The organism is Micromonospora sp. NPDC007208 (assembly GCF_042869175.1).
GTDB lineage: Bacteria > Actinomycetota > Actinomycetes > Mycobacteriales > Micromonosporaceae > Micromonospora > Micromonospora foliorum.
Map to the genome: position 1 here is coordinate 109,856 of NZ_JBIAFG010000010.1, position 26,004 is coordinate 135,859.

The 26,004-nt window shown below is 68.1% G+C and carries 14 protein-coding genes and 1 pseudogene; 6 read left to right on the top strand and 9 right to left on the bottom strand.

Annotated elements, in window-relative coordinates; translation table 11 throughout:
• Positions 1–292: 292 nt before the first annotated feature.
• Entirely contained in the window at positions 293–3,271 is a 2,979-nt protein-coding gene (locus ACFYL6_RS20445; protein WP_387173223.1) for a BTAD domain-containing putative transcriptional regulator, read from the top strand.
• A gap of 30 nt (positions 3,272–3,301) precedes the next feature.
• Here the strand turns inward: ACFYL6_RS20445 and ACFYL6_RS20450 are convergent, their stop codons facing one another.
• Entirely contained in the window at positions 3,302–4,063 is a 762-nt protein-coding gene (locus tag ACFYL6_RS20450) for a GNAT family N-acetyltransferase (RefSeq protein ID WP_387173225.1), read from the bottom strand.
• Positions 4,047–7,022, bottom strand: coding sequence for a BTAD domain-containing putative transcriptional regulator (locus ACFYL6_RS20455; protein ID WP_387173227.1), 2,976 nt, complete (start codon positions 7,020–7,022; stop codon positions 4,047–4,049). Before ACFYL6_RS20455 ends, ACFYL6_RS20450 begins: the two co-directional genes overlap by 17 nt.
• A gap of 415 nt (positions 7,023–7,437) precedes the next feature.
• Between ACFYL6_RS20455 and ACFYL6_RS20460 the strand changes: the two genes are divergently transcribed.
• Positions 7,438–8,481: an alpha/beta fold hydrolase gene (locus ACFYL6_RS20460; RefSeq protein ID WP_387173229.1), complete on the top strand. Its 1,044-nt coding sequence runs from the start codon at positions 7,438–7,440 to the stop codon at positions 8,479–8,481.
• A gap of 669 nt (positions 8,482–9,150) precedes the next feature.
• Here ACFYL6_RS20460 and ACFYL6_RS20465 read toward each other — a convergent pair.
• On the bottom strand, positions 9,151–9,522 hold the full coding sequence (locus ACFYL6_RS20465) for an ArsR/SmtB family transcription factor (RefSeq protein WP_387173231.1): 372 nt from the start codon (positions 9,520–9,522) through the stop codon (positions 9,151–9,153).
• 761 nt (positions 9,523–10,283) lie between these two features.
• Between ACFYL6_RS20465 and ACFYL6_RS20470 the strand changes: the two genes are divergently transcribed.
• Positions 10,284–10,766 carry a peptidase inhibitor family I36 protein gene (locus tag ACFYL6_RS20470; protein WP_387173233.1) on the top strand — a complete coding sequence of 161 codons (483 nt, stop codon included), beginning with the start codon at positions 10,284–10,286 and terminating at the stop codon, positions 10,764–10,766.
• Between the two features lie 190 nt (positions 10,767–10,956).
• Here ACFYL6_RS20470 and ACFYL6_RS20475 read toward each other — a convergent pair.
• Positions 10,957–11,249: pseudogene (locus tag ACFYL6_RS20475) on the bottom strand (transposase); the annotation flags it as partial.
• Between the two features lie 182 nt (positions 11,250–11,431).
• Between ACFYL6_RS20475 and ACFYL6_RS20480 the strand changes: the two are divergent.
• The gene (locus ACFYL6_RS20480; protein ID WP_387173235.1) at positions 11,432–19,063 is read left to right on the top strand and encodes a hypothetical protein; all 7,632 of its coding nucleotides are present in this window, start codon (positions 11,432–11,434) and stop codon (positions 19,061–19,063) included.
• Between the two features lie 400 nt (positions 19,064–19,463).
• Here the strand turns inward: ACFYL6_RS20480 and ACFYL6_RS20485 are convergent, their stop codons facing one another.
• From ACFYL6_RS20485 to ACFYL6_RS20495, 3 genes are all read right to left on the bottom strand, one after another.
• Positions 19,464–20,360 (bottom strand): hypothetical protein, encoded by an 897-nt coding sequence (locus tag ACFYL6_RS20485; protein WP_387173237.1) that lies wholly within the window; start codon positions 20,358–20,360, stop codon positions 19,464–19,466.
• A complete protein-coding gene (locus ACFYL6_RS20490; protein ID WP_387173239.1) occupies positions 20,357–20,875 on the bottom strand; it encodes a SigE family RNA polymerase sigma factor in 519 nt (172 codons plus the stop codon). The genes ACFYL6_RS20485 and ACFYL6_RS20490 overlap by 4 nt, the downstream gene beginning before the upstream one ends.
• Before the next feature lie 403 nt (positions 20,876–21,278).
• The gene (locus ACFYL6_RS20495; RefSeq protein WP_387173241.1) at positions 21,279–21,770 is read right to left on the bottom strand and encodes a GNAT family N-acetyltransferase; all 492 of its coding nucleotides are present in this window, start codon (positions 21,768–21,770) and stop codon (positions 21,279–21,281) included.
• 606 nt (positions 21,771–22,376) lie between these two features.
• Between ACFYL6_RS20495 and ACFYL6_RS20500 the strand changes: the two genes are divergently transcribed.
• Positions 22,377–23,036: a hemerythrin domain-containing protein gene (locus ACFYL6_RS20500; protein WP_387173242.1), complete on the top strand. Its 660-nt coding sequence runs from the start codon at positions 22,377–22,379 to the stop codon at positions 23,034–23,036.
• Positions 23,037–23,216: 180 nt separating this feature from the next.
• Positions 23,217–24,125: an alpha/beta fold hydrolase gene (locus ACFYL6_RS20505; protein ID WP_387173244.1), complete on the top strand. Its 909-nt coding sequence runs from the start codon at positions 23,217–23,219 to the stop codon at positions 24,123–24,125.
• 60 nt (positions 24,126–24,185) lie between these two features.
• On the opposite strand, the gene ACFYL6_RS20510 is transcribed toward ACFYL6_RS20505, so the two are convergent.
• Together ACFYL6_RS20510 and ACFYL6_RS20515 are read right to left on the bottom strand one after the other, a co-directional pair.
• Positions 24,186–24,938, bottom strand: coding sequence for a GNAT family N-acetyltransferase (locus ACFYL6_RS20510; protein WP_387173246.1), 753 nt, complete (start codon positions 24,936–24,938; stop codon positions 24,186–24,188).
• Positions 24,935–25,948: an RNA polymerase sigma factor gene (locus ACFYL6_RS20515; protein WP_387173248.1), complete on the bottom strand. Its 1,014-nt coding sequence runs from the start codon at positions 25,946–25,948 to the stop codon at positions 24,935–24,937. Before ACFYL6_RS20515 ends, ACFYL6_RS20510 begins: the two co-directional genes overlap by 4 nt.
• Between the last annotated feature and the right edge of the window lie 56 nt (positions 25,949–26,004).

Here is a 26,004-nt window from a genome sequence, read left to right on the forward strand (position 1 = left end):
GCAATACTGGCGACGGCCTCTTGACGGCCTCTGGGTTCCGGTCCACCGAGCGTCCAGTGGGCCAAGCGCCTCGGGCGACATGGGCCTCGTCGTTGTCGCCTCATCACATTCGCGAGGTTTCCGCCCCGGCCCGCCCCCAAGCCGACGACTGTCTGTTTCGTCGGCGACGAAAGGGCTGGTCAGCGAGGCGGACGTAGACTTGGCGGCACCGCCGGCGACGAGATTTTCGTGATCCGTTAACCGCAGTCCGCCCCCCCTTACGGGTCACCCGGAACAACAGCAGGAGATTGAATTGTCGAACCCAGCGGGTGCCCTAGCCGTCCGCGCCAACGACGGACCAGGTCCCGCCGGCGGCACGCTGCGCGTGGAGATCCTGGGGCCCTTGCGGCTCTGGCGCGACGGCGTCGAGGTTGACGCCGGGCCGCGGCAGCAGTGCTACCTGCTGGCCCTGCTGCTGGCTCGGGCAGGGCGGCCGATCAGCACGAGCGAGCTGATCGAACTCGTCTGGGGCGAGGACGCTCCGTCCAGCGCCCCCAACGTCATCCACAAGTACGTCGGCGCGCTGCGGCGACTGATGGAACCCGCGCTCCCGCTGCGGGCGACCGGCTCGTACCTACGGCGCCACGGCGACGGTTACCTGTTCGCTCCCGCCCCGGGCATGCTGGACCTGGTCAGTTTCCGTGAGCTCGCCAGCGCCGCCAGGGCTGGTCTCGCCCTGCGGCACCGGGACGAGGCGCTGGACCGTTACGTCGAGGCGCTGGGGCTCTGGCGCGGGCCGGCGGGCGACACGTACGCCTCCGGGACCTCCGCGACGTCGATCTTCTCTGGGCTCGACCGGGAGTTCTTCGACGTGTGCGTGGCCGCCGCCGAGCTGGCGGTATCGCTGGGCCGTCCGGCGTTGGTGCTGCAACCCCTGCGGCTGGCCGCCTCAATGGCGCCGCTGCACGAACCCATCCAGGCGAGCCTGATCTCCGCCCTGGGCGCGGCCGGCCACCAGGCCGAGGCACTGGAGGTGTTCCGGACGGTGCGCCTCCGCCTCGTCGAGGACCTGGGCATCGATCCCGGCGAGGCCCTTCGGGCCGCGCACCGCCAGGTGCTGAGCCAGACGCCGACGTCGGCGGTGGTGAACGGGGCCGGCGGCGACGAGACGCAGGCATTCGATCGGTTCCCACCGATGCCGCTGGTGCGGCCGGCGCAACTACCACCCGACCTACCCACCTTTGTCGGCCGCACCGACGAACTCGCGGCTCTCGCCGGTCTGCGCGACGACCTGGGCGACACCCGACGGACCGGTCCGCTGATCGTCGCTCTTGACGGAATGGGCGGGGTCGGCAAGTCCACGCTGGCCGCGCACTTCGCCCACCTGGTTGCCGGCGAATTCACCGACGGCCAGCTGTACCTGGACCTGCGCGGTGACCAGGCCGAGGTCGGGAGCGCGTCCGCCGCAGATGCCCTGGGGTCGCTGTTGTCCTCTCAGGGTGTCCACGTGTCCAGCGTTCCGGAGACGCTCGCCGCGCGCGTCGGCATCTACCGCAGCCTCACCGCCGGCAAGCGTGTCCTGGTGCTCCTTGACAACGCACGGGACTCGGCGCAGGTACGCCCGCTGCTGCCGAACTCGACGGAGAGCCTGGTCCTCGTGACGAGCCGCAATCCGCTCGTCGAGCTTGCCGCCCTCGACGGAGCCCACCTGCTGCACCTCGACCCTCCGGACATGGAGACCGCCCGCAGGCTGGTCCGGCGCCGGCTCGACCGTGCGCCGAACCGTCCCGCTCCGGAAACTGCCGCGCCGGCCGGCATCCTGGACGAGATCATCGAGTTGTGCGGTCGCCTGCCGCTGGCGTTGGCGATCCTGGCTGGGCGACTGAGCGCTCGGCCACGGCTTTCCCTCGCGACCGTGGCTGCGGAGCTCCGCGACGGCACACAGCGGCTGACGGCCTTCTCCGGCAGCCAGGGCGTGCGCGACCCCCGAACCGCGTTCGCCTGGTCGTACCGCCAGCTCAACCCGGAGGCCGCCCGTCTCTTCCGGCTCTCCTCCGCGGCCATGGCGCCGGGCATCTCGGCCGAGGCGTTCGCCAGCCTGTCGGAAAATCCGCCGCGGGTCGCGCACGCCGCATTGCGGGAACTCGCCGACGCGGCGTTGCTGGACGAGGACGACAAGGGCCGGTTCACGTCGCACGTTCTGGTCAAGGCGTACGCGCAGGAGCTGTTCCTGCAGGAGGAGTCCGCGTCGGACCGGGATGCGGCGACCAGCCGGCTGCTGCAGCATTATTTGCACAGCAGTTACCACGCGGCGATCGTGCTGGCGCCGCAGGGATCGATTGTCGCCCCGTCGCCGGCGCCGGCCGGTGTCGTTGTGGAGCGGCCCACCAGCTACGGCGACGCGATGCGATGGTTCGAGAACCACTGCGACGTGTTATCCGAAGCGGTACGGCTCGCCACCGACGGCGCCTTCGGCGTCGTCCCGTGGCAGCTGGCCCTCGCCATGCAGCCGTGGTTGCAGCGCAGCGGGCGATTCCACGACTGGCAGGACGTCATGCGGCTGGCACTGACGTCCGCCCGCGACCGGGGGGATCGGATCGGCGCGGCACGGGCCATGCGGAGCCTGGCCGACTCCTGCTACTACTTCGCCGCCAACGAGGAGGCCCTCGACCTGCTCTCGCGGGCTCAGGAGATCTTCGCGGAGCACGGCATGTTCGCGGAACAGGCAATGGTCCATACGAGCTTGCACCGGATCCACAGTGAGCTCGGCCGGCACGAACGTGCGCTCGCGGAGACCGACAAGGCGCTGGTTCTGTACCGGACGGCCGGCGTCGAGCAGGGTGAGATCTGGTCCTCGGCGGCCCGGGGACGCTCGCTCGTCCGGCTCGGCGCGCTCGACGAGGGCATGTCCTGCCTGGCAGACGCGCTCGCTCGCAACGCCAACGCCGAGTCGAAGACAGACGAGGCCGACATCCGCATCTGCATCGCCGAGTGTCTTGGTGAGATGGGCCGTCCGCGCCAGGCCGCGGAGCAGCTTGCGCAGGCGGTCGAGGCGGCCGTCGAGGCGCAGAACCGAATCGGCGTCTTCCAGGCGTCGATCCTGCTCTGTGGAGCGAGGCTAGATCTCGACGACGTGCCGGGCGCCTGCCAGGAATGGCGGAACGCCTGCGACGCCATGCACTCGATGCAGAACGGCGGAACCCGGACCATGCGGGACAAGGTCTGCGACATGGGCGACAGGTTGCAACATGTCACCGAGTTCTACCCGCGATCCCAGGACACCCAGCGGTAGCCTTCCGGCGTCACCGGCCGGAATCGACGGTCACCGTGCCGTGAACATGGTCCAGCTGGTCACCAGACGAAAGCCCATCGACTCGTAGAGCGGCCGGCCCATCACGCTGGGCAGCAGGTAGGCCCACTCGGCGCCGGCGGCGACGCCGTCGTGCAGCACAGCCTCGGTGATCGCCCGGCCCAGGCCCCGACCCCGCGAGGACGGTACGACGGCGATGTTGTAGACGCCGATGGCGTCGGGCGTCCGGATGCCGAAGCCGGTACCGACCGGCCGTCCGGACTCCTCGGCCAGGTAGCCGGCCATGGAGGCCGCATCGAGGACGCCTCCGCCCATGAGTGGACCGAAGATACTCTCGGGAGCTTCGAAGCCCTGGGCGAGGACCTCCGTGTAGATGTCGCTCTTCACCGCGCCGACCTGGCGCACCAGTTGGCGCTGCGCCGCGCTCGACCGGAACACGAGGTCGCCCGCGGCACAGGCCAGCAACGGCACATCGCTGCGCTCGACCAGCCCGTGCCGGGCCGCGAGATCGACGATGTCGTCACCCGCAGCACGCCGGACCATGATTGACCATCGCACGCCCTGACTGCCGACCTCGGTCGCCATCTCGTCGAGCGAACCGAGATCGGGTTCCGGCGTCATGTCGTAGGCCACATTCAACAGCGGCACATCACTGCGGGTCACCGCCGCGCGGGCGGTGCCTCCCTCGGCGTACCAGCCCTTCGGAGTCACATCCACGAGTGACTCGAAGGCGTCAAGATAAGCTGCCGTCATCCGATCAGCGGTGCTGCCCATCGCCGTTCCCCTCCTGTTCGGCCGGCATCTTCTGTGCCAGCTGGGCAAACCGATCCCGCAGTCGTTCCGGCCCGCCGTCCGGGAAGCTGTCGAGCACGAGTCCGGCTCGCGTGAACGCCTCAACTGCCTCCGCGATGTCACCGACGGACATCAACAGTTCGGCGAGCTGGTGCAGGGCCTCGAACTCGTTCGCCCGGTGACGCACAAGTCGTGAGGTGTTGGCCGACAGTTCGAGCTGCTCCACCGCCTCCCGGACGCGGCCCGTCTGCTCGAGGTTGGAGGCGATGGCCATGCGCGTCTCACCCTCCACCGCGGTCAGCGTTGCGTCCAAGCCGGCCTTGAGTTCGCTCCGGAGCTGCTCGTGGAGTTCGAGCGCCCGCTCGAGCATGTGGCCCGACTCTTCGAGCCGCCCGAGACGGGCAAGAGACCTACCCATCGACAAGAGGCTCAGGGTCACGGGACGGCGATAGCCGATCTCGCGGTAGCGGGCCACTGCCCTCTCGCCGTGTACGAGCGCCTGCTCGTGCCGGTCCAGCGCCTCGTACACCCACTGCAGGTTGGCGTGTGCCATGGCCTGCTCCAGAGGCATGGCTCTCTGCTCGAAGATCCGCAGGGCTGCCGCCAGCAGGTCGAGCGCGTCCTGGTTGGCCCCGAACGACCACCGGGCGCCGGCCAGGCTGCGCAGGGTGTGCGCTTCGCCGACCTCGTCGCCGCTCTCCTGGGCGGCGTGCAGGGCCGAGCGCATGACGTCCTCCCAGTCCTGGAAGTACCCGGCCCACTGCAGGTACTGCTGCATCGTGATGGCGAGTTGCCACGGCACGATGCCGTACCCGAGGGTCTCCGCGAGCCGGACAGCCTCCTTGAGTACCTCGCGCTGGGCGGCGAACCAGGCGATGGCCTCCTCGTACGTCGCCAGCTGTTCGGGCACGACACCGGGCAGCGCCGGCGACGGCTCGATGGGAACTCGGTGTGGCGCCAGCAGCACCTGGGCGTTGAAACTGCTGTGCAGGTAGTACTGGAGCAGGCGGCTGACAGCGTCCCGGCGTTCCTCCGGCGGCTCGACATCGTGCAGGCACTCCTGCGCGTACGCCTTGACCAGCACGTGCGACGTGAAGCGTCCGTCGTCGTGCTCGGTCACCAACGCCGCCTCGGTCAGCTCCTCGAGTTCGGCGTGCGTCGTGGCCGAATCCTGGCCTGAAAGGCTGACGCATGCCTGGGCCGTGATTCCAGGGCTCAGTGCGACGGCCAGCAGTCGGAAGAGTCGCGCCGCGCCGGGACTGAGCTGTCGGTATGACCAGGAGAAGGCCGTACGTGGATCGTGCGCGCCCGCGCCGTGCGGGAACGCCTCCAGGCGGTGCGCGCCGTTGCGGAGGTCGGCGAGAACGGATTCCAGTGACAGTGTGGGACGCGCGGTGAGGCGAGCGGCCAGGATCGCCAGCGCCAGCGGCAACCGTCCGCACAGCTCGATGATCTCGTCCACGACGACGGCGTCCGCCTGACCGATCCTGCGTTTCGTCCAGCGAGTAAGCCGGTGCACCAGCAGTTCCCGAGCCGACTCGAGGTCCGGTACGTCGAGGCGCAGCAGATAGGCACCGTCGAGGGCGGCGAGTCCGAGCAGCGGACGGCGGCTGGTGAGCAGCACCAGGCTCTCGGCGGAGTTCGGCAGCAGCGGACGAACCTGCGCGGGATCCTGCACGTTGTCCACCAGCAGCAGAATGCGTTTCCCCGCCGTCAAACTGCGGTAGGTTCCGACGCGCGCGTCGAACGTGTCGGGTACCCGTGACGCGGGAACACCGAGCGCGTACAGGACGGAGTGCAGGGCGTCGCCGGCGCGGACAGCCTCGTCGTCGTCCTGCTCGCCCTGGAGGTCGAGGTAGAGCTGACCGTCGGTGAACTCGTCGGCGACGAGACGTGCAAAGTGAGCGGCCAGGGTCGACTTACCCACGCCGCCCATGCCGTCGATCGCCACCACCAACCGGGTGGTTCTCCCGTCGTCGCGCATGCCGGCCACCAGGTCGCCCAGGAGTGCGAGTTCGGTCGAGCGTCCGACGAACTGCGAGAGGTCCGGAGGCAGCTGCGCCGGGCGGACCAGTGGCACGACGGGCACGCCGTCGGACCAGGCAGCGGGTTCGACGGAGTCCACCGGCTCGGCCTGTGGCAGGGCGGTCTGGGTCAACACCTGGCGGTGAGCGTCCTGGAGAGCGCGTCCCGGGTCTATGCCCAGGTCCCCGACGAGGCGCTCCCGAATCCTCCGATACACCGCCAACGCCTCTGCCTGCTGGCCGGCTGCGGCGAGTGTCGTCACCAGGCTCGCGTGAACGAGTTCGTGTAGCGCGTCCATCTCGGCCGCGAGCCGCAGTGGTACCAGAACCCGCGACGGCTGGCGCACCTGGACGGCGACCCTGGCTGCGTCGACTACCGCGTCGAAAAACTCGCCCATGATGCCCGCGAAGGTCGCCGCGGCCCGATTGCTGTCCGCCAGGGAGTCTCCCGCGAAGCCACGGCAGAGCTGCAATGCCTCGGTGTAGTGGTCCAGCGCCTCGTCAAGACGATCCTTGCCCACGCTCGCCTTCGCGGAGGCGACGTGCCAGCGAAACGCGACCAGGTCGAGCATCTCCGGGCCCGCGGTGAAGCGGTACCCGTTGCCGCTGCGCAACAGGTACGACCCGGAGGCTCTCGGCGGCAGGTTGGGCTCGAGAAGACGACGCAACACACCGATGTACTTGTGGATCACGTTGACCGCGCTGGCCGGTGACTCCGGCCCCCAGATCAGCGCGATCAGATCAGTCGTGCTGATCGGGTGGCCCACGCGAGCCAGCAGGAGCGCGAGCAGGCAGCGTTGCTGCCGTGGGCCGGCGTCGAGTTCGGTGGCGCCCCGCCATACCCGTAACGGGCCCATGATCTGCAGGCGGAGCGGGCCTGCTTCGCCGTCGCAGGCGTGACCGACCGCTGGGCTCACCCCCCGTGTGCTGCTCTTGAACGGACGGTGATCAGCTGGGGTCATGCACTCGTCCCTAGCGCCGACGCACCAGCCGCGCCTTGGCGAGTCAGACGACCCTCGCCCCCGGATTCCTGCATGAATTTCCCCCCGCGTCGCGTTTCTGGTTCGCGGGAACCCCCTGTCACCGCACCCCAGAGCCCTGACACGATCCAAAGCCTCGGATGACTTTAGTCACGCTCACTGAAGGATCTCTTGACAGCGACTGGACCGACTGCGGCGTGGATCAGTTCGGCATCGGTCAGGCCCGCTCAGGCACCCCGGCCGGACCTCATGAGATCGGCGGTACGCACTTTCTTCACAGTTTGCCCAGTGGAGGTGGGCAGAATGGCGGCCGCATTCACCGGGACGCGACGCACTCGGAAGGAGGGACGCGGTGGACAACCGGGTTCTGCTGGGCGCCCTGAGCGTAGGCCAGACCCTGCCCGACGATCCCCGGAACGGTCTCGCCCGTACAGGTCGCGGCCGCCTCACCCGGCTGGCCCTCGTGCTGACGGCCCTCGTCGCCCTCGTCGCGGTGGGCGCCGGCACGGTGTACGTGTGGCCCCTGCGCAGCGACGCGCTTCAGCGCGCAACGCCGGAGACCCTGAGCTTCGAGTCGGCGAGCGCGCGGGCCGCGCAGGCCGTCACCGCGGAGGCGGCCGACACCGAGGTGCTTCCGGAGTGCCGGAGTCAATTCCTCTCCCACCAGCGTGTGAGCGCGAAGGCCGTTCTCCTGCTCCACGGCGACACTGACTGCCCCCAGCAGTACCGCGGCCTAGCGAAGCTGTTCTTCGACCGGGGCTACAACGTGTGGGTGCCCCGCGCGCCACGACACGGTGTCGCCGACCGGTCGGCCCACGCGAAGCTCAAGGCTGACGAGTTGGTCAGCTCGGCGAACGACGCGTTGAACGTGGCGGCCGGCCTGGGCGACACGGTCGGCGTCGTGGGCATCTCCGGTGGAGGCGTGTTGGCCACCTGGCTGGTCGGCCACCGTCCCGACGTCGTGCATCGTGCTCTTCTCCTGTCACCCCTCTACAAACCCAACCCCGCCCGGGTGCCTGACCTCGCCGTCAAGCCATTCACCGTCCTCTTCGGATTCGGTTTTGGCCCCGACCGGGTCGACGGCGAAGGTTTGTCGTCCGCGGCGATGTCGCAGTACCTGCGTATCGTCGGCAACTTCACGACCGATCCGAAAAGCCCGCACCTGCGCGAGTTGGCGATCGTCACCTCGGCAAACGACGACATCATTGATCTTCGGGCGGCGACTGACATCCCGAGAGCCATCGCTGATTTGAACGACGCCACCTTCACAGCGCACGAGTTGCCACGCGAGTCCGGAATCGGGCACGACGTCCTCGACCCCGAAGGACTACGGGGTCGGGCCGACGAGATCAATCAGTATTATCTCGATCTCTACGAGGGGAACGAGCGGACCTGACGCCACGCGGCCCGAGGTCGTCGACCTTCAGCACCGCCGCGACCTCGCTCAGGTCGTTGTCCAGTTGATGATCGGGCTGGGCAACCGATGCAGCTGTGCCTGCGGGATGGCGCGGGCGCACAGGTCGACGTGGGTCGGTGGAGCAGCCTCGTCCCGGAGCCCATGGAACTACCGGTTGCACATCGTTCCGCCGTTGTTCGTTCGCGTCCCAGCCGACGTCCCCCGCGCCAGCCGGTTGCTCACCAGGTCACGTCGCCGGTGGCGGCCGAGACGCCCGGCAGGCGCATAACGGTCGACGCCCGGATCGCGTTGTGGGCGTGGGCCTTCAGCGTCCTCCCAGGCGTTCACGGCCCTCGTCGCCCTCGCTGTCGACGTTGACGAGTGTCTTGAGCTTCACTCTGACGAACGGGCTTCGGTCCAGGACTGGCAGAATCTCGGCCAGCTCTTCGTTTCGCGGTTCGGGCCGGAGGAGGTCCGCCGCGTCTCGTGACGCAGCGCGCGGCGCCTACGGTAGGGAGGCCGTTCCGGTCGAGGCTGTGGTAGCCGGTGACAGCCGCGGGGTTTGAGCTCTCGATGTGCACGTGCGGCGAGTGCCCTGCCGTGGGTCGATGACGGTGCGTCGGGTGGAGGCCGGTCAGCCGGCGTGGCAAGCGTCTCCGACGGTGACTTTCAGCGGGTCTTCTTCGTCGCCCGTTTGCGGGGCGGCGTCAGCAGCTCAGCGATCGCGGCGATCGCGGACGGCATCAGCCGGTAATACGCCCAGACGCCGCGCTTGTCGCGCTCGAGCAGGCCGGCCTCGGTGAGGATCCGCAGGTGATGACTCACGGTCGGCTGGGAGAGCCCGAGCGGCGCGGTGAGGTCGCTGACGGAGGCCTCGCCCTCGGGAGACGACTGGATCAGGCTGAGCAGTCGTAGCCTGGCCGGGTCGGCGAATGCCTTCAGCACTGCGGCGAGCCGCTCGGCGTCGGCACGCTTGATCGGTTCGCCCGCAAGTGGCGAGATGGCAGGCGTCATCGTTTCCGCAGTTCCCACGTCCTGCATCGTTGCAGCAACACCCCGGCTAGAGCGTTGTAACGAGGCCTTGATCACGGTGAGGGTTCTCGGGCGGGGGACCTCCCGCATCCGTTCGGGTCGTCTCGGAATGATGACCTGTGTAGCGGAGGAGGTGTTGGGGTGCCCGGAATCCCTTCGACGCCCGGGCTGACTACCTGGCTCCGTGACCGCATACCTCGGTCCTCACCCGTCGGGGAAGCAGTGGCCGGAGAAGGCTCTGCAAAACGACTGCCCACAACACCTGACCACCGGACTTCCCAACCGTACGGTGCATCGCGAGGTGGTCGACGTCGCCTCGGGGAGCACTGACATCACCTAACAAGCTTCGACGACCAAACCCCGTTGCAATCGCAGGCGAACAGGGCTAGATGCGAACGTCAGGTCGCCGACTCGGCGCGCCGAAGATCCGGCACGAGTCCGTGATCATCGCTGACCTTTTAGATTTCGCGAGGTAGGGCTGACCGCCACGGGGGCGCTCGATCGCACTTATGGCCAGCACGGCACTCAGCCTAGTTGGGTAGCCATACAAATCAGCAGTATCCCAACCTGGAAATTCTGCCCCCGATACACCCAGAGAAGCTGGGCATAACGCGCACCAGGATCAGCCGCCCCACCTGCATCTTCTCAGTTTATCAAGGCCCGTGATCGGGTCAGAGGGCAAACAGTTCAGTCGATATCAACTAGGAGTTAAGAGCACTAAGCGTATATTTGCGGCGCAACTGGCCGAACATCACAGGAGGTATCGGATCGTGCGAACCGCGAAGCGAGTCGCCGTCACCGTTGCGGCATTTGCAGTGTCGCTGTCGGGTATGACGGTGATCGCAACGAGCGCCCAAGCTTCAGCCGGCGACTGCCCTGCCAACCGTGTTTGCCTCTGGGAAAACGAGAACCAGGACGGCGCGGGCGGAATCTTCATTGTGCAGGACAAGGCGTCAAATGGACGTTACTGCGACCTGGACCTCAATGACAACACGTTCAGCAACGGCCATCGCGTCTCCGACGCCACATCCTCTGTCTACAACAAGACGGGATACAACATCTTCCTGTTCCAAAACCCGTCTCCTTACCGCTTTGCAGCCAAAGCAGAAATTTTTTATGTGGCACCGAACAAGAAGGTCAACAGCCTGAAGAATGTAGCGGTCACGCACGGAAACTACTTCCCTGGCAACAATGGCTGGACCTACCCGAACGTTAACTTCAGCGACAAGACCTCTGCCGTTTGCGACGCGTAGCTTCGTGCTGAGCCGGCGAAACCGTATTCGGTTTCGCCGGCTCACTATGCAGCCATGGGCGAACTGGCCCCTCTGCCATCTTGGATACCTTCATCCTTCATCCAGCGCGACCCCGCGTACGCCGCAACCACACCCCCAACGCTCCGACCGCCACGAACGACGGCGTAGGGCACTGACGCGCGCACCGGCCGCGGGGCGGATACAACTCCCGGTCGAGAGCGTGCGCCCGACCGGGCTGGCATGGGCCAGAAACACCCCGAGCTGGCAGTTCTCCGTCCGCCCGGCCGTGCCGCAGTACTGACGCTGCACCCTGGCGGACCTGATGCCCTTCTTCAGGAATCCGGTCTCGTCGACGATCAGCACCCCGTCGCCGTCAGCGAGGTGCTCGGACACGTAGGCGAACAGGTCGTCGCGGACCGCGTCCGGGTCCCACGCCGACCGGTTGAGCAGCCGCTGCATCCGATCCTGCGTCCCATCGTCGGCGGCGGGTCATCGCTTTGCGGGTGGGCTCAGGGTCTCAGCTGACGACACCAGCCACTCATCTCACCAGCGGAGCCCATTACCTCGGCATCGGGAGTTCGGTGCAATGACAACCCGCGTCAACGTCTGGGCCAACTCTTCGTAACACGAATTCCCGTTATCGCTGGCGCGAGCAGCGATGGGGGGTGGCGGTGATCGGCACCGCAGGCATGGAGTGTCCGGAGTTTTTCACCACCTGGGTGAGGTCGGGCGTGTATCTGAGCCTCAGTCCAGGTGCCGTTCCAGCAGAGGTGCTGTTGGCCGCGCCGGTGCCCGGCTTGCACCTGATCCACTCAGCCGTGGAGACGGTCGGGGCGGCAGGGGAAAAGGCCGGCGCAGAGATGGTCGCCAAGGCCCTGCTGGCTCAGCCGATGGCGGTGGTCGAGCGGATGGTGGACGCTCCGAGGGCATCGGTCACCAGAAAGCTCACCCTCCCTGATGCCATCGCCCGCGCTGACCGGCTCGGTATGCCGGTGCGGGTGCCGGGCACCGTCCTCGGCGGTGTGGACAACGGCCGGGTGCTGCCGATCGGGGCAGACAGCCTGCCCGCCGACTACGTACTCGTCCTGCCGGAACGTCACCTGCTCGAGAGGCACGCCGGCGACCTCGACCCGGGGCGGGTCACGCTCCGCGTACCGATGCCGGGCCAGGTCCGTCTGGCCGGAGACCGGGTGGAGGTGGGGCGCCCGCTGTCCATCGTTGATGCCCGCTTTGCCGGCAGGGACATGCGACTGACGCCTGCCGGACAGCAACGGCCCGTGGATGGACTCGCCGGGCTGTGGCGTGCCCTGTCGAACCTGGCTCCGGGCGAGGTCGCCCAGGTACGGGTGACCCCGGTACACGGCGATCCGCCCTCCGTCTCCCTGGCTGTCAGTTCCGAGGACGGCATCGCACTGTTGACCGCCACGCCGGACGGCCTCAGAGCGACGACCCTCCCCCGGAACGCGGCCACGATGACCCTGACGCCAGCGCGAATGCTCGGACCGAATCACGTTGTCGCCTACTCGCGGGAGGCCGTACAAGCTGCCATCCGATCAACTGTCGCCGACCCGCGAGCGGAGCCGGCACTGCCCATGTTCGTGCTGTCCACGGCTACCGACGTCTCCTTCGCCGACCGCGACGTCCCCGCGCTGCACCCTGCCGTGGTGGATCAACTCGTCGAGCGGCTCGGACAGCAATATCCTGGATCACCGATCCAGCTGATCGGCCCGGACCCGGGTGGGCTGCTGCACAACCGGCACCCGCAGTCCTTCGGGTTGATCGACGCACTCAGCGCGGCGGGGCACGGGCACCTGGGCGAATCGGGCCGGGCCGCCTTGTTGGCCGAACTGGGCGCCCAGGGCGCCACGCTGATCGGTGTCACCGACGACATCGCCAACGTGCCGGGTGGGCTGGGTCTGCGGACGCTGTGGCTCGGCGGGAAGGTGCGGCCGGAGGGGCCGGTCAGCGGCGGGCTGGCGAACTCGCAACGGTTCGAGTTGCCGATCGACTGGCCGGTCAGGCGCGATGCCTTGGGTGCGGCGGTGGGCGGCCTTCCGCCATCGGTGGTTGCGGTGCGAGCCGCGATGCATAACTGGTTGGCTTCCGTTCGAGACTATCGAGGTCGCCTGAACGAGGGGCGGGAGGCCGACGGTCAGGTCGACCACATCAGGGCCTTGCGGCATCGTCTGGCCGAGGACATGGAAGCTCACCTGCTGTCGGGGCTTGCCGCGCTCGACGAGGGCGTGCAGGCGGTAACCGCCTGGTGGAACGCCTTCCAGGTTGATCCAGCCTTCGACTTTTCGCAGAATTTTCAGCTGGCCCCGACAGAGATATATGGCGTGCTGCGCCGTGCTGTGAACCTCGACTGGGCCCTCGGTCCGACCGTGGTGCCTGAGTCCATCAAGGGGCACGAGTTCGCGCCGGCCCGACTCGACCGGGTCCCGGGTAGCAGGGCAGGTGAGTTGCAGATCCAGATGAACCCGGTGTGGACTCCGCTGGCCGCGCTGACTGCCGCCCACTTTGCCGATTCCCCGAGGGTGCCGTGGCAGTTCTCCGTCACATCGGACGGACTGCCCTGGTTCGGCAGTGAGAACGCCTCGAAGATCATGCCCGACCGCGAATGGTCGCAGGATCTGCGGGCGCAGGTCGATGGGCTCGGGCACCCCACCATCGGTGCGAGCTTTGGTCCCGACGGCCGCTTCGTGGTCGGCGACAACCGCGTCGGCGGTCAAGTTCACTACGAGCCGGACGACGACATTCTGATCTTCAACGACATGTCGGGCCGGACGATGAGCCCGAAGGTTCGGCCGAAACTCACTGCGAAGGAGTCTGAGACCTGGGTGGCGCACGTCGCCCGCATGGTGAGCGCACAGACCGGCCTGGACTTCGAGATCGGGATTTCCAAGCAATTCGCGAAGGCTGCGCTCAAGTCGAACCCTGGTGATAGCGAAGCACTCGCTCTGGTCTCCATTGTCAAGGCTGGATTGTCGGACCGTCGTGCTGTTGCGGTGCTTCGCGAGGCCGCGGCCAGCCTGGACGGCCGGGTGTCCTCTGCACTCGCTCGCTTGTCGTCCTCGGCGGCGAAGACCGAGGCAACCCGCGGGTGGCAGGCCTTTCAGAACACTGTGGCGCAGAGCAATCTCTCCGCCGTCGGCGCGGCAGCCAAAGCCGTTGCGGCGTACCTGGCGGCGCTGTCCAAGGTGTCCGCGGCCGTGGAGCCATCAGCCCTGCGGGTGTTGCCGGACCCGGGATACTTCTTCCCCCTGTCCGTTGCGGAGATCTCATCCGGATTGTGGATTGGTTCCGGGCAGGTGCCGGACGAAGCCGCTAAAGCAGTTCGCCGCCTGGGTGAACAGCGGACCGTGGAGGTTCGATTCCGGGCCAATCCGGATCAGGGAGACATCGGATTGATGCGGTTGGCGCTCCTTCGCCAGCCGGCGGAGGTGATCGCGGCTGCGGTGCACCGGCCAGCGGGTCCCGATCTGACGGAAAGCTTCGACGCGACGGCGCGAGCCGGCGGGCTCGGTCTCCCTGTGGACATGGCTATGGCTGACGTCCCGCAGCGATATCTGACCCAGCCTCCGAAGGCATCCGTCTGGCTGGACGAGCACGGCCAGTCGGTCGAGTCTCCGCACCGGGCGCACTATCTGCGTGTCCTGCCGACCAATCACCTCGTCGAACAGCATCTGGACTACGACACAGCCGAAGCGGCCAGCGGCCAGCCGCTCTCCCCACCCATCGAAGTCAGGCCAGCTTCGTGGCAGTCCGACCCGAGGCCACGCTTCGCCAAGGCCAACCGATCTCGCTGGCAGAGCGCGCTGACGTCGGCGGACAGGACGAAGGTCGATGCCGTCGTCGAGGCGGTGCACCGGCTCGGCTCGGACGACCCGACCCTCGGTCCGAAGGTGAAGAGGGAGTTGGCGGTGGTGGCCGCGCTGCGTTCACTCAATGTGCTCCGAGACCAGCACGGCGCTGCGCGCCGCGGTGAACATCTGCTGGCGGAGATGGAGCGCCGGTTCGCACGCGACAGGCGGGCGAACCCTTCGGCCGTACGCCGAATGGTGGTGCACCATCGCACCGATCTGGCCGGAAGTGACCGCGATGTGCTGGATCTGGCTGGGGCGGCGGTGCGGCTCGCGCTCGCTCATGGCAGCGCCCTTCCCGCCGCGCACATCGATGCGGCGGCGAGGACGCTGACCGTCGAGTTCGCGGCGGGGGGCGGCACCCGGCCGGTACTGAATGCCGGGAGGCACACCATGCCGGTCGATGTTGTTCAGGCCGAGGAGTGGACACCACCGCTGACCGATGCCGCTGTCCTTGTCGACGGCCGGCTCAAGATCCGGGCGGACGCGAGCGACAGGTCGCTCGTGATCGGCATCGCGGGCCTGTTCGCCCAGATCGCCACGACAGGGGCCGCCCGACTGAACGAGAACCTGATGGCGGACAGCGCGGAGGCGCTGCACACCAAGCGCACGATCGTGCGACGGATCTACTTCGCCGGCAGTACCTGGGGCACGACCCGACCGAAGCGGTGGCTCAAGAAACATCTGTCGATGCCGCACACCACCGAGGTGCTGCGTGCGGAGCTTCGAGCGATCGACGAGCAGCTTCAGGTCAACGATCCCGGCCACACCGACACCGCGGTGTGGGGAGTCGATCAGCCCGCCCACCTGACCGGCAAGGCTTCCTTCGCTGACCACCTCGCCCGGCGGATGGTCTCCGCGTCGTCGATCGGCACCACGTTCGCCGGCGGGCTGAGCAACGATCCGCCGCGGGCGATGGCGTTGATGGGTGCTTCGGTCGCCGGAACCGGTACGCAGAACATCGTCCAGGCGGTTTCGGACGCGTTGGCGGCGAATGTGAGCGGCAACGCCGCACCCAAGACCGTGCTGGCGACCCCCAAGCGATGGGGCGAGTTGGGCCTGCGGACGAGAACCGCGTTAGGGCTGCCTACCGCTCAGGTCACCAAACGCGCGCCGTCCGCGTTGGCGATGGCGGCGGCCTCGGGCCTGGTGACCGGTCTGGTCGGTCTCGATGTGCCACCGGTGCTGGACACGAGCGGTCGGATCCTGACCGAGGGGCACAAGGTGCACCGGTGGGACCTGGCCGGCCTGTCGACCGCGTTGCAGGGCGGGCAGAGCCTGCTCGCCGGCGCCGGCTCCGACTGGGTGTTCGACCTCTGGGAGGGCCGGGCCAAGGCCACCTTCGAACGTGCCCTGAAGGGCAGCCCGGACCACCGTCGCAATCAGTACGTCGAGATAGCGTTCCACCACACGTTGGAGTTGTACGGGCGGTGGACGGAGTCCTTGAAGTCCGGGGTGACCGTTCCGGAGCACCTGAAGGCCGACGTAGCCGAGCTGATGGGGCAGGTCAACGGGCTGGCGTGGGCGGTCGAGAAGGAGGTGGACAACAAGGTCGCCGATCTACGGCGCCGCCGCAGACTGCTCAAGCGCTTGATCGGGATGTTCGGTCGGCAGCAGGGTCGGGAGAGCTACGACCTCGTCGATCGGGGATTGCCCAACGGGATGCCGAAGATCTGGCACAACATGCTGCGCACCGGCATCCAGTACTCCGCCGCGCAGGTGCCCTCCCAGGTGATCGGTCACCTCGCCGGCAGCGCGGCCGGCCTCGCCGACGCTGGCGTCATCTCGGGTGCCGGACGGGGCCTGGCCTACGGCGCCGGGTGGAGCGCGTTGAAGAACCACGAGTTCCGCGACGCGATGGCGGTCGCCGCCTGGGACGCTCGCTTTCACCTGGGAGTTGTCAGAGCCCTGCTGGACGCCATCGTGAAGGGCGAACCGGTCCCCGACGGGCAGGTGCCACGTGCCGCAGACGCGCAGCGCCACCCGTGGCTGGCACAGTTCAGCCAGGCTACCGCCCGCGTAGTGGATCAGCGACGGATCAACCGGGACAACCGTCGGCCCACCGAGATCTCGAAGCGCACGCAGATGCTCTACAAGCATGTGCCGGCCACCGCCGGTGGGGCGCTGGGCTACGGCATCGCGGCTGGCGCGGGGATGATCGCCGCCCCGGTGGCACTGCCGCTGATACTCACCGTCGCCGGTGTCCTGACCCTGACCGGCGCCGGTGAGACGTACCTTCGCACCCATGAACCCCGGCACCGTCAGGCGGCCCGTTTCGCGGGTGCCGCCGCCGAGGTGGGTGGTCAGCCGCGGTCCAGCGAGCAGTTCGTCGGGGTTCTCCGGGACAACCTGCGCGAGGCGGCCGCGGCGAACATGCTGATCAAGCCCACGCGCATGCCGGCCAACGCCTCTGTGGTCAGACGATTCGGCCATTGGCAGCGTGACGGGTTCACCGATGTCTGGGTCAGCGGAAGCCGGCGGGTTCGGCGTGTCCTGGTGTGGACTCAGGATCAGATCCGTGGTGGTGAGCCGCCACGAAACCTCACCCGGCAGCCCATCCGTACGGCGGGACCCGTGCGGCTGACCTCGGCTGACCGGACCGAGGTCGACGCGCTGCACGAAATCCTCACCGACCTCGACAACCTGAAGCGGTGGGCCGTCGGCGACCACGGTGACCGCGACCTGCTCCGGACCACCCTCGCTCTGCACCTGAACAAACTCGGTCTGTGGCAGGACACGGGGCAGCAGGACTGGTCCTGGGACCAGACGCGCTGGGCCGCGATCACCGCGGCACTGCGATCCCGGCACGGACGCGTCGATCCATTGGTCGGCGCCGCATCGGATGTTGCCGTCGAGTCCGCCGATTCGATGGCAGCTGTCCGGGGTGCGGAATCGGACAAGAATTCGCCGTACCGGGTGGCCGTGGACCGTGAACGGGAGCGGACCAACCACCTCTGGGCGGGCATCGCCGCGATGTCGTCAACGGCCGCCGGCGCCCAGGCCCAACCCTGGGTCGCCGTGGTCTCCCCGACCAAGCTGCAACTCGCGGTCGGCGACCTGAAGAACGCCGAACTCACCGTGAGGGTGGACCCGACCCTCGGCAGGCACGCCGAGGTGGTGCTGCGGCTGCGGCACTGGTCAGCACCGGACTACGAACTCGTCGTACGCGACGACGCCACCCTGCACGATCCGGACGCCCTTGGACACCTCCTACGGGAAGCCTCCGAGCACATCAGGATCAACCGTCCGGGCATCGCGTCGCGGTCCTGGAACGTGGCTCAGCACGCAGTACGCGCCGAAAACCGGTATCCCGTCCTGCGCATGCCCCTCGAACCGTCCGGGCCGCCGAGTTGGCCGATGAGGTTGACCGAGACCGTCACCGCGCATCGACACGTCCACGTGATCTCCTCGCACACCCGGGGCGTGCCGTCCCAGCTGATCACCGAGCTGACCGAGGCCGCCGACGCCGATCATCCGGTGATCCTGCTGGATGCCCAGAGCACCGGCCGACCCGTGCTTGCGTCCGACCTCGCGACGCTCAACTACCTGCTCGAACAGTTCGCCCAACGCGACCGCCTGCCCATCATCGTCACCAGAGGAAGCATGAACGGCGAGGTCGAACACGCTGTGTTGACCGTGGCGAGGAAATATGGCGCCGCGGTGCTGCACCCGACCCTGCAAAGGTCGGGCGGATCCGGGCTTGTCGGCCTGCAGGTCGGCTACCGATGGAAGCTCACCGCGCCGCGGCAGGACGGGCAGGACGCGAGGCCCGGCGAGATCTGGGACCGGATCACCGCCGGTGTCCTGCACGCCGCCACCGAACTGGCCCGGCCGACGGCAGCCGTCAGCAGGGTCGACGACAGGCTCGGCGAACTGATCTGGGCGGCGGACCTCAACGCGGCCCGCGACGTCTTCGGCAGCCTCCGCGAACACTGGTCACCGCAGCGGCTGAAAGCGGGCCTGGCCCAGGTCAGGAAGATGATCGAGCGGGTACCCGACCAGCCCGCACTGAGCGTCTTCGACCCGGTGCTGGAATTCGGGGCGGCCGGCCACGCCGAGATCGTCTTCGACTACGCCGGCGCCGAACCGGCCCAACGGCCCCGCGTGCTCCTCGACGCGGTGGGCCAACTCGACGCGGCCGGACGGCTCGACCCGCCAGTCGAGGGCGGCCTCACCACAGCGGCGCTGGCATCGATGACGAAACTGGTCGGCCCCGTCGACGCCACCGACATCTCCGGATCGATGCTCAACGTCGTCAAGCTCATCAGAACCGAGCAGTTCACCGGTGCCGGGGATTTCGTCGACGCCAACCGCGGCAAACTCACCGTCGAGCAGAAGCAGCAGTGGGTGAATGCGATCGCCGGTCTCCGCGCCGCCATGCCCACCAAGGCCGACCAGCTTCAACGGCTGTCACAGGCCGTCCTCGCCTGCTGACGGCCTTCGACGGTGGGGCGCTATGGAGCAGCTTCCTCGCCCCAGAGATCGTCATCGACCCAGACGCGGCGACCGGCCTGGGTGAGGCAATGCTGCGGGGTGGAGCTGATGGCCGCGCACTACCCCCGCGCCCAGGTGCCCGCCGGCCGGTACGAGGCGGGGGGGGGGGCGGGCGCCCCCCCCCCCCGGGGCCCCCCCCCCCCCCCCCCCCGGGCGGGGCCCCCCCCCCCCCCCGGGGGGGGGGCCCCGCGGCCCCCCGGGGGGGGGGGGGGGGGGGGGGGGGCGTGGGGGGGGGGGGGGGGTGGGGGCCCCCCCCCCCCCCCGCCCCGGGGGCCCCCCCGGGGGGGCGGGGGGGGGCCCCGGGCGCGCCCCCCCCCCCCGGGGCCCCCGCCAACGCGACTCAGTCGTTCAAGCCGCAGTCCTTCGCCGGGTTCGGCGCGCAGGACAGCTTCGTGTAGCCGGCCGGCGGGGAAGCCTTCAGCTTTCCCAGGTTTCCGGCGGTGCGGGGCAGCCACTCGTAGTTGCTGGTGGTGGTGCCATTGAAGGTTTTGTGGATGAGGCGGACCGGCAGGTAAGACTCGGCGTCGACCCAGATCTGCATGGACTCCTCGGCGGCCTTCGCCTTGTCCATCGCGCTGTCCGGACCACCCAGCCATTGCAGGTGTACGGCTGGGTTGCCGTCGATCGACTCCTTGCCGACGAGCGTCAGCTTCCCGCTGTCGACCGCACTCCTGAGGTCGGCGGGGTTGAGCGCCGGTGGCAGCGACTGGACCGTGTTGCTGTCGAGCGCCTCAAGCCGGGTGACCTCGTACGTCCACCACTTCTTCTTGTCATGGTTGAGTTCCACCGCGTTGGAGCCGTCCAGCACGACCGTGTACGAGCGCGTGTCGCCGAAGAAGATCTGGTTGTCCTGCCGCTCCCGCTTGGTTGTCGGGTCGCTCCAGAGTTCGGTCATGCTGGCGGCCTTGCCGTCGCGTCCCTCGTGTGAGGAGTTCTCGTGCTGGACATAGCCGGACACGTCAGCCAGGGCGGCACCGGTCCGCTCGGCAACGAACCCGACAGTGAGCATGTCGGGGGCTTCCGGGGCGGTGCCTTGTGGAGCCAAGAACAGCGAGGCGCCCAGTGCGATAGCGGCAATCACCGGAACGGCACCGGCAATGCCCAGCGCCCGGCTGCGGCGCTTGTTCCTACGGTGCAGGGTCTCGATGAGCCCCGAGGGTGCCGTCATTTGGTGCGTCTCCTCATATAGCCGGTCGCCCAGCAGTCGACCCAGCTGATCGTCGTCGACAGCGGTCATTGGAAAGCCCTCCTGCCGTTGGTTTCATGAAAGTCGCCGAGTAGTTCGCGCAGCCGCGACAATGCGCGGGAGGTGTACGACTTGACCGTTCCGCTCGAGCAGTCGAGCAATTCGGCTGTCTGCTCGACGGACAGATCCTCGAAATAGCGGAGCACGATCACCTGCCGTTGCCGAACCGGCAGTTTCCTGATCGCATCGGTGACCATCCGCCGGTCCCCGATCCCGTCCAATCCGGGGTCGTCGGAGCGGAAGGCATTGGTGTCCTCCGGCAGTGCGGTCTCGCGGGGCCGCCTCAACAAGGCTCTGATCCGGTCACGTGACAGATTGATCATGACGTGCCGGACGTATGCCTCGGGTGCGTGGCAGGCCTTCGACCAGCGGCGCATCGTACGGAGCAGGGCTGTCTGCAGCAGGTCCTCGGCATGGCCACGGTCCCCGGTCAGGAGGTACGCGAGGCGCAGGAGCGCTGCTGACTTCTGCTCGACGAATGCGTCGAAGCTTGGATCAACTCTCACGAGGCTAAGAACTCCGCAGGTCCAACGGTGGTTGCCATGATCGGTCGGCGGGGAGGAACAGGTCGGGTAGCGATCCGTGGCCGTGGCGCATGTGACCGGTCCGCCGCGTGGGCGTGCTCGGCTCGGTGCGCACCGGGCACGGGACCTGCCGTCGTCAACAACCGGGCCGGGACGTGAGTCGGTTTGACGATCAGATCAAAAACCGGCGTGGCCCCCACCGCTGGAGGGAAGCGGGGGCCACGCCGGGGATCTGGGACGGCCGACGGGATACCGGCCATGACGATCGGCTCCTGCCCGTTGCATGAAGGCAGGACCCGACAAAGACGTTAGCGTCACGCAGTGGAAGGATTCTTCCCTGCTAGGGAACGCGGCGGTTCTACCCACCACAACTGCCGCTGGTGTGTCAGGCCGCGTCATCGATGATGGCGCGAAAGCGACTCGCCAGGCGGATGGCCCGAACGTTTCCCGACATGATCAGGACTTGTTGGACTGGGTGGCCATGCGCGGCGGCGAGACCGGCCACGTGCCGGGCCACCGCGGTGCCGATTCCACGGCCCTGCCATGCGTCAGCGATCAACAGAGCGATCTCTGGCGGTCCGCAGTCCTGCCACAACAGGTGGGCAAGACCGATCAGCCCTGGCCGCTGCGGACAGGCGATGAGGAACGTGTAGCCGCGATCAGGGTCGATCAGATGTCGCCACTCGGCGTGGCGGATCCGGTCTCGCGACGCGTGGTAGCGGGCCCTGCGGCTCTCGGCGGAGCATTCCCAGCGGTGCAGGTGGTTGGCCGCCTCAAGATCGGTGAGAGTGGCTCGGCGAAGGCGTAGTAGTAGCCCGGCAGCTGTCACCACATCCACATTCTCGTGCTGACTCTCAACGAGGAACCCCTGCTGCACGAATCAACTCCAAGGCTGGTAACGAAGGCCGTTCCCAGAATGGCAGCGCCAACTTCAAACGAACTGTATTCCGAGTGAACGAGACTGGTCTCCATGCGAGCGAAAAACCTCGCTCCCCGGTGAACCACTGTGGGGCTGAGATTCGTGACCCGAGCGGACTTTCCGCGCCGAAAGAATGTGTCAAGAATGTCGGAGTTCTTGTCGTGGCGCCTGCCACCCAGGGCATTGGCCGCGAGTTGGCCGCCGAGTAGGCCCGGCGGGGCAGCGAGGTGGTCATCACCGGACGGGCGGTGGAGCGGGCCGAGGCCGAGGCGGCGCGGCTTGAAGCCGAAACCGGAAGCTCTGTGTCTGGGTCGGGGCTCGACCTGTCCGGCCGGACTCGGTGGCGGACCCGCTCGTTAGGCGGCGAGGCCCGGTCGCTGATCATCAGGGCGATCAAGCTCCCGCCCATTCGCGATGCGTCGTCTCACCCGTCGCTGTGAGCGTCCACTTCTCGTCAAGAGCGGGCCGATACGGTTGCCGGGACAGGTCTCAATTCATTGAGACGCTCGACGGTCGGCGTGGCCTCCGCCACATAAAAATGCAAAGGATCGAGAAGAGAGAGCCATGGCAGACAGTCGTGACATGTACCTCGTCCACAGCGCCTTCCGGCGTGAGTTTCCCGCTGCTGCGGCACTCGTCCCGACCGTGGCCGCGAACGACAGCGCCACCGCCTCCCGGGTCGCCGAGCACGTGCTCCTGCTGACTGGTTTGTTGAGCCTGCATCACGCCGGGGAGGACGAGAAGGTCTGGCCGAAACTGCTGCAACGCGGCCCGAACGAGATCGCGCCGTTGGTCGCGACTATGGAACGTCAGCACGAGGGCCTGCATGAGGCACTGGTCGAGGTGGAGAGGCTGGCCACCGTGTGGCGCTGGAGGGCGACGTCGGCTGACCGTGATGCAGTGGCGTCGGCCCTCGACGCCATGATTCCGCCGATGCTGGAGCACCTAGTCACCGAGGAGACACACCTGCTGGCGTTGATCGACAAGTACCTGACAGACAAGGAGTGGGCCGAGGTGGGCGCGGCCGCGCTGGCCTCGATGCCGAAGAGGCTGTTGCCCATGGCCTTCGGGATGGTGCTGCGCGACGGCACGCCCGAGTACGTCGCAGGTCTCAAGGCGGTGATCCCGGGTCCAGCCTGGTTCGTGCTCTCCCGGCTCGGGCCGGGGGCGTACACCCGATACGCCCGTCGGATGGGCTTGGACAAGGTGCCTAACGCCGCCTGACCGGGCATTGACAGTTAAGTGGATGAAAGGGCAGCCAGGTTCCTGGCTGCCCTTTCATCGTGGGCCCGAACTCGTGACCTCGTCGGAAATGGTCAGTAGAAATCAACTGCGGTCCGACATGCTCGACTGGGGGGTTGCCGGGGGGCTGCTGATGTCATTCGTGGTCACCGAGGAGCTGCAATGAGCACGAGATCGGAAACGACGCACACGGTCCGGGTGGGCGACCTTTCCCTGATATGTCACATTCGCGGTCGAGGCCCGCTTTGTTTCGTACATCCGGGTGGCCCTGGGCTCTCCGGAGACTATCTGCGCATGCCACTGCTCGAGCGCCGCCTGACGATGGTCTATCTCGAGCCGGTGGGCACGGGCGGTTCGAGCCGGTTGGCGGCGGGGGCGAGGTACGACCTCGACACCTACGCCGATCATCTCGACGCGGTGATCGCCGACTTCTCCGACGCTCCGGTGCTCGTCCTGGGGCACGGGCACGGTGGATTCGTCGCGCAGAATCATGCATTGCGCCGCCCGGACCGGACGGCCGGCCTGATCCTGTACGCGACCGCACCGGTGGTCGACCAACACACCCGGGCGGCGGCGCGGGAGAAGCTACGGCAGTACGCTCTGGCCCACGGGGACCGCATCGATGCCGAGGCGATGGTCGCCGCGTATGACCGTCCCGCCGGTCGGTGGGTGCACGAGACCACAGCACGGCTCTGGCAGATCCTCCCCGCCTACTTCGCCGACTACTGGCGGCAGACGGAGTTCGCCCACCTCCTCGGTGCGCTACCGTGCTGGCCGCGGCCGGCCACCGACTTCGACCTCCGCTGCGCGCTGCCCTCGATCACCGCACCGACGATGGTCGTAGCGGGGGTGCACGACTTCGAATTCGGCCCGGAGCCGGCCGAGATGCTGCGGTCGGCCATTCCCGGTGCGGTCCTGGCCGAGTTCTCCGACAGCGGGCACTTCCCGCACCTGGAAGAGGCGGAGCGCTTCAGCCACATGGTGCTGGAGTTCGCCCTGCGGGTCCCGGGCCGGCCTCGTCGCGCGAGCGAGATGGCCTTGGCCGGGAGACAGGATGCGCGTTGGTGGTGACGGGCGCGGCGGCACCGCCCCGGCCGCCAAGTGGGCGGCCGGGGCGGCATCGCCGGAAGCTCACTCCGGGAGCTGGTAGAGGCGATAGCGGGCGACGGTGTCGAAGCCGATCTGCCGGTACACCGGCTCGCCCTCGGCGCTCGCCTGCAGCGTGGCAATCCGCCGCCCCGACTCGCGGGTGATGCGCAACGCCTCGCGGGTGAGGGCGGTCGCGATTCCGCGCCGGCGGAAGGCAGGGTCGGTGGCGATGCAGTACAGGGCGCCGACGTCGGTGCCGAGCGACAGGGTGCACGTGCCGACGGTACGGCCGTCGACGGTGCCCGCGAGCCGGAGCACATCGGGGTAGTCGAAGTCGAGTTCCCGGTCGACGACGATCCCAAGGTCACCGGAGATGCCGAGCGGTCCGGCGTAGGCCTCGACGTACTCCCGCATCCCGACCGGGCCGACGACGGTCCGGATCTTCAGATCGGCGGGCGATGCGGCCTCGGCCACGGTGGTCACGTCCATCGCCATGATCGGCATGTCACCGATCTGCTCCGCGCCGCGCTCGAGTAGGCCTTCGGCGGTGCCCTCGTCGCTGTCCGCGCCAACCCACCAGCCCCACCGCGAGCCGGTGAGGTGCCTCTTCACCTCCGCGATCGCGTCGTCCAGCTGCCGACCACGAACGCGAAGGACCCCGTTGAGCAGCGGGTGGGGGATGTCGGTGCGGTAGATCGGCAGGTCGGTGTCGGGGCGCGCGCCGGCCCAGCCGCACCAGTAGCGGCGGTTGGCAGCGAGTTGCGGCTCCAGGTCATGGATGGAGTACGTAGTCATACCTTCCAGGACCTGGTCTGGCGGCCAGAAGTTCGATTCGCCGGGGGAGTGATCTCCGGGCGGGCCGGCCGCGGGGTGTGCAGGAGGCGCACCTCACACACCAGGCCCTTCTTCTCGCGGAGCAGCCAGGTCCCGCCGGGCGGGCAGTGGAACGGATCCTCCGGCGGGTTGATGAAGGCGTTCTCCCAGATCGTGATGCCCGCACCAGCCACCACTCCGGTGATCTGGTGAGCGACGCCGGAGTCATAGTCCCGTCGCATGGCCGCGAAGACCGGTTCGCGGCCGATCGTCCGTTTGCCACTCGGCCAGCAGAAGGTCAGGTCTTCGGCCCAGCGCGCGACCGCCTTGTGCATCGGCGCACCGTCGGACACCGCGGTCAGCACCGTCGAAGCCTCCTCGCGTCGTTCGGCCTGCAGGGACGTGGTCTCGTCGTGCCGCTCCTCGTGCAGGCGGGGCAGGACGTCGGCCAGCTGACGGCGCGCTTCGCTCAGGCGGCTGCGGACGGTGCCGATGGGGACCCCGCAGAGATCCGCGATCTGCTCGTACGAGTTGTTCTCGGTGAAGTAGCGCAGCAACGCCACCGTTTGCGCGGCCGGGGACAACTGGTGCAGTCCGTGCCAGATCCAGTCCCGCATGGCGCTGCGGTCGATGCGGGCAGCCGGATCGTCCAGCTCCGAGGCGAGCAGGTTCTCGCCGGCCACGCCGACCGGGACGGGCCGGTGCGAGCGGAGAAGCTTCCGGCAGTTGTTGCGCACGATGGCGTGCAGCCAGGGCCGCAACGCCGACGGGTCGCGCAGCTCGCCGATCCGGCAGAACGCCGTGATCGCCGCGTCCTGGCAGGCATCCTCGGCGTCGGGCCTGGCACCCAGGATGCGGTGTGCCACCGCGAGCATGCCGGCGTAGTGAAGCTCGAACAGCAGCGTGAAGCTTCGCGGATCGCCCAGCTGGGCGGCCCGGACCACCTGCTCCGCGTCGCCGGCCGACACGGGTCCCGATGTTGGTAGGAGCATCCCGGAACGCTAGCTCGGGCCAGTGAAAAAACTTCTTCAGTGGACCGAACTTTCGT

Coding starts and splice junctions, on each gene's coding strand:
- ACFYL6_RS20450 (WP_387173225.1), bottom strand. CDS start 4,063: ATGGGCAGCACCGCTGATCGGATGACGGCAGCTTATCTTGACGCCTTC.
- ACFYL6_RS20465 (WP_387173231.1), bottom strand. CDS start 9,522: ATGCAGGACGTGGGAACTGCGGAAACGATGACGCCTGCCATCTCGCCA.
- ACFYL6_RS20485 (WP_387173237.1), bottom strand. CDS start 20,360: ATGACCGCTGTCGACGACGATCAGCTGGGTCGACTGCTGGGCGACCGG.
- ACFYL6_RS20500 (WP_387173242.1), top strand. CDS start 22,377: ATGGCAGACAGTCGTGACATGTACCTCGTCCACAGCGCCTTCCGGCGT.
- ACFYL6_RS20505 (WP_387173244.1), top strand. CDS start 23,217: ATGAGCACGAGATCGGAAACGACGCACACGGTCCGGGTGGGCGACCTT.
- ACFYL6_RS20510 (WP_387173246.1), bottom strand. CDS start 24,938: ATGACTACGTACTCCATCCATGACCTGGAGCCGCAACTCGCTGCCAAC.
- ACFYL6_RS20515 (WP_387173248.1), bottom strand. CDS start 25,948: ATGCTCCTACCAACATCGGGACCCGTGTCGGCCGGCGACGCGGAGCAG.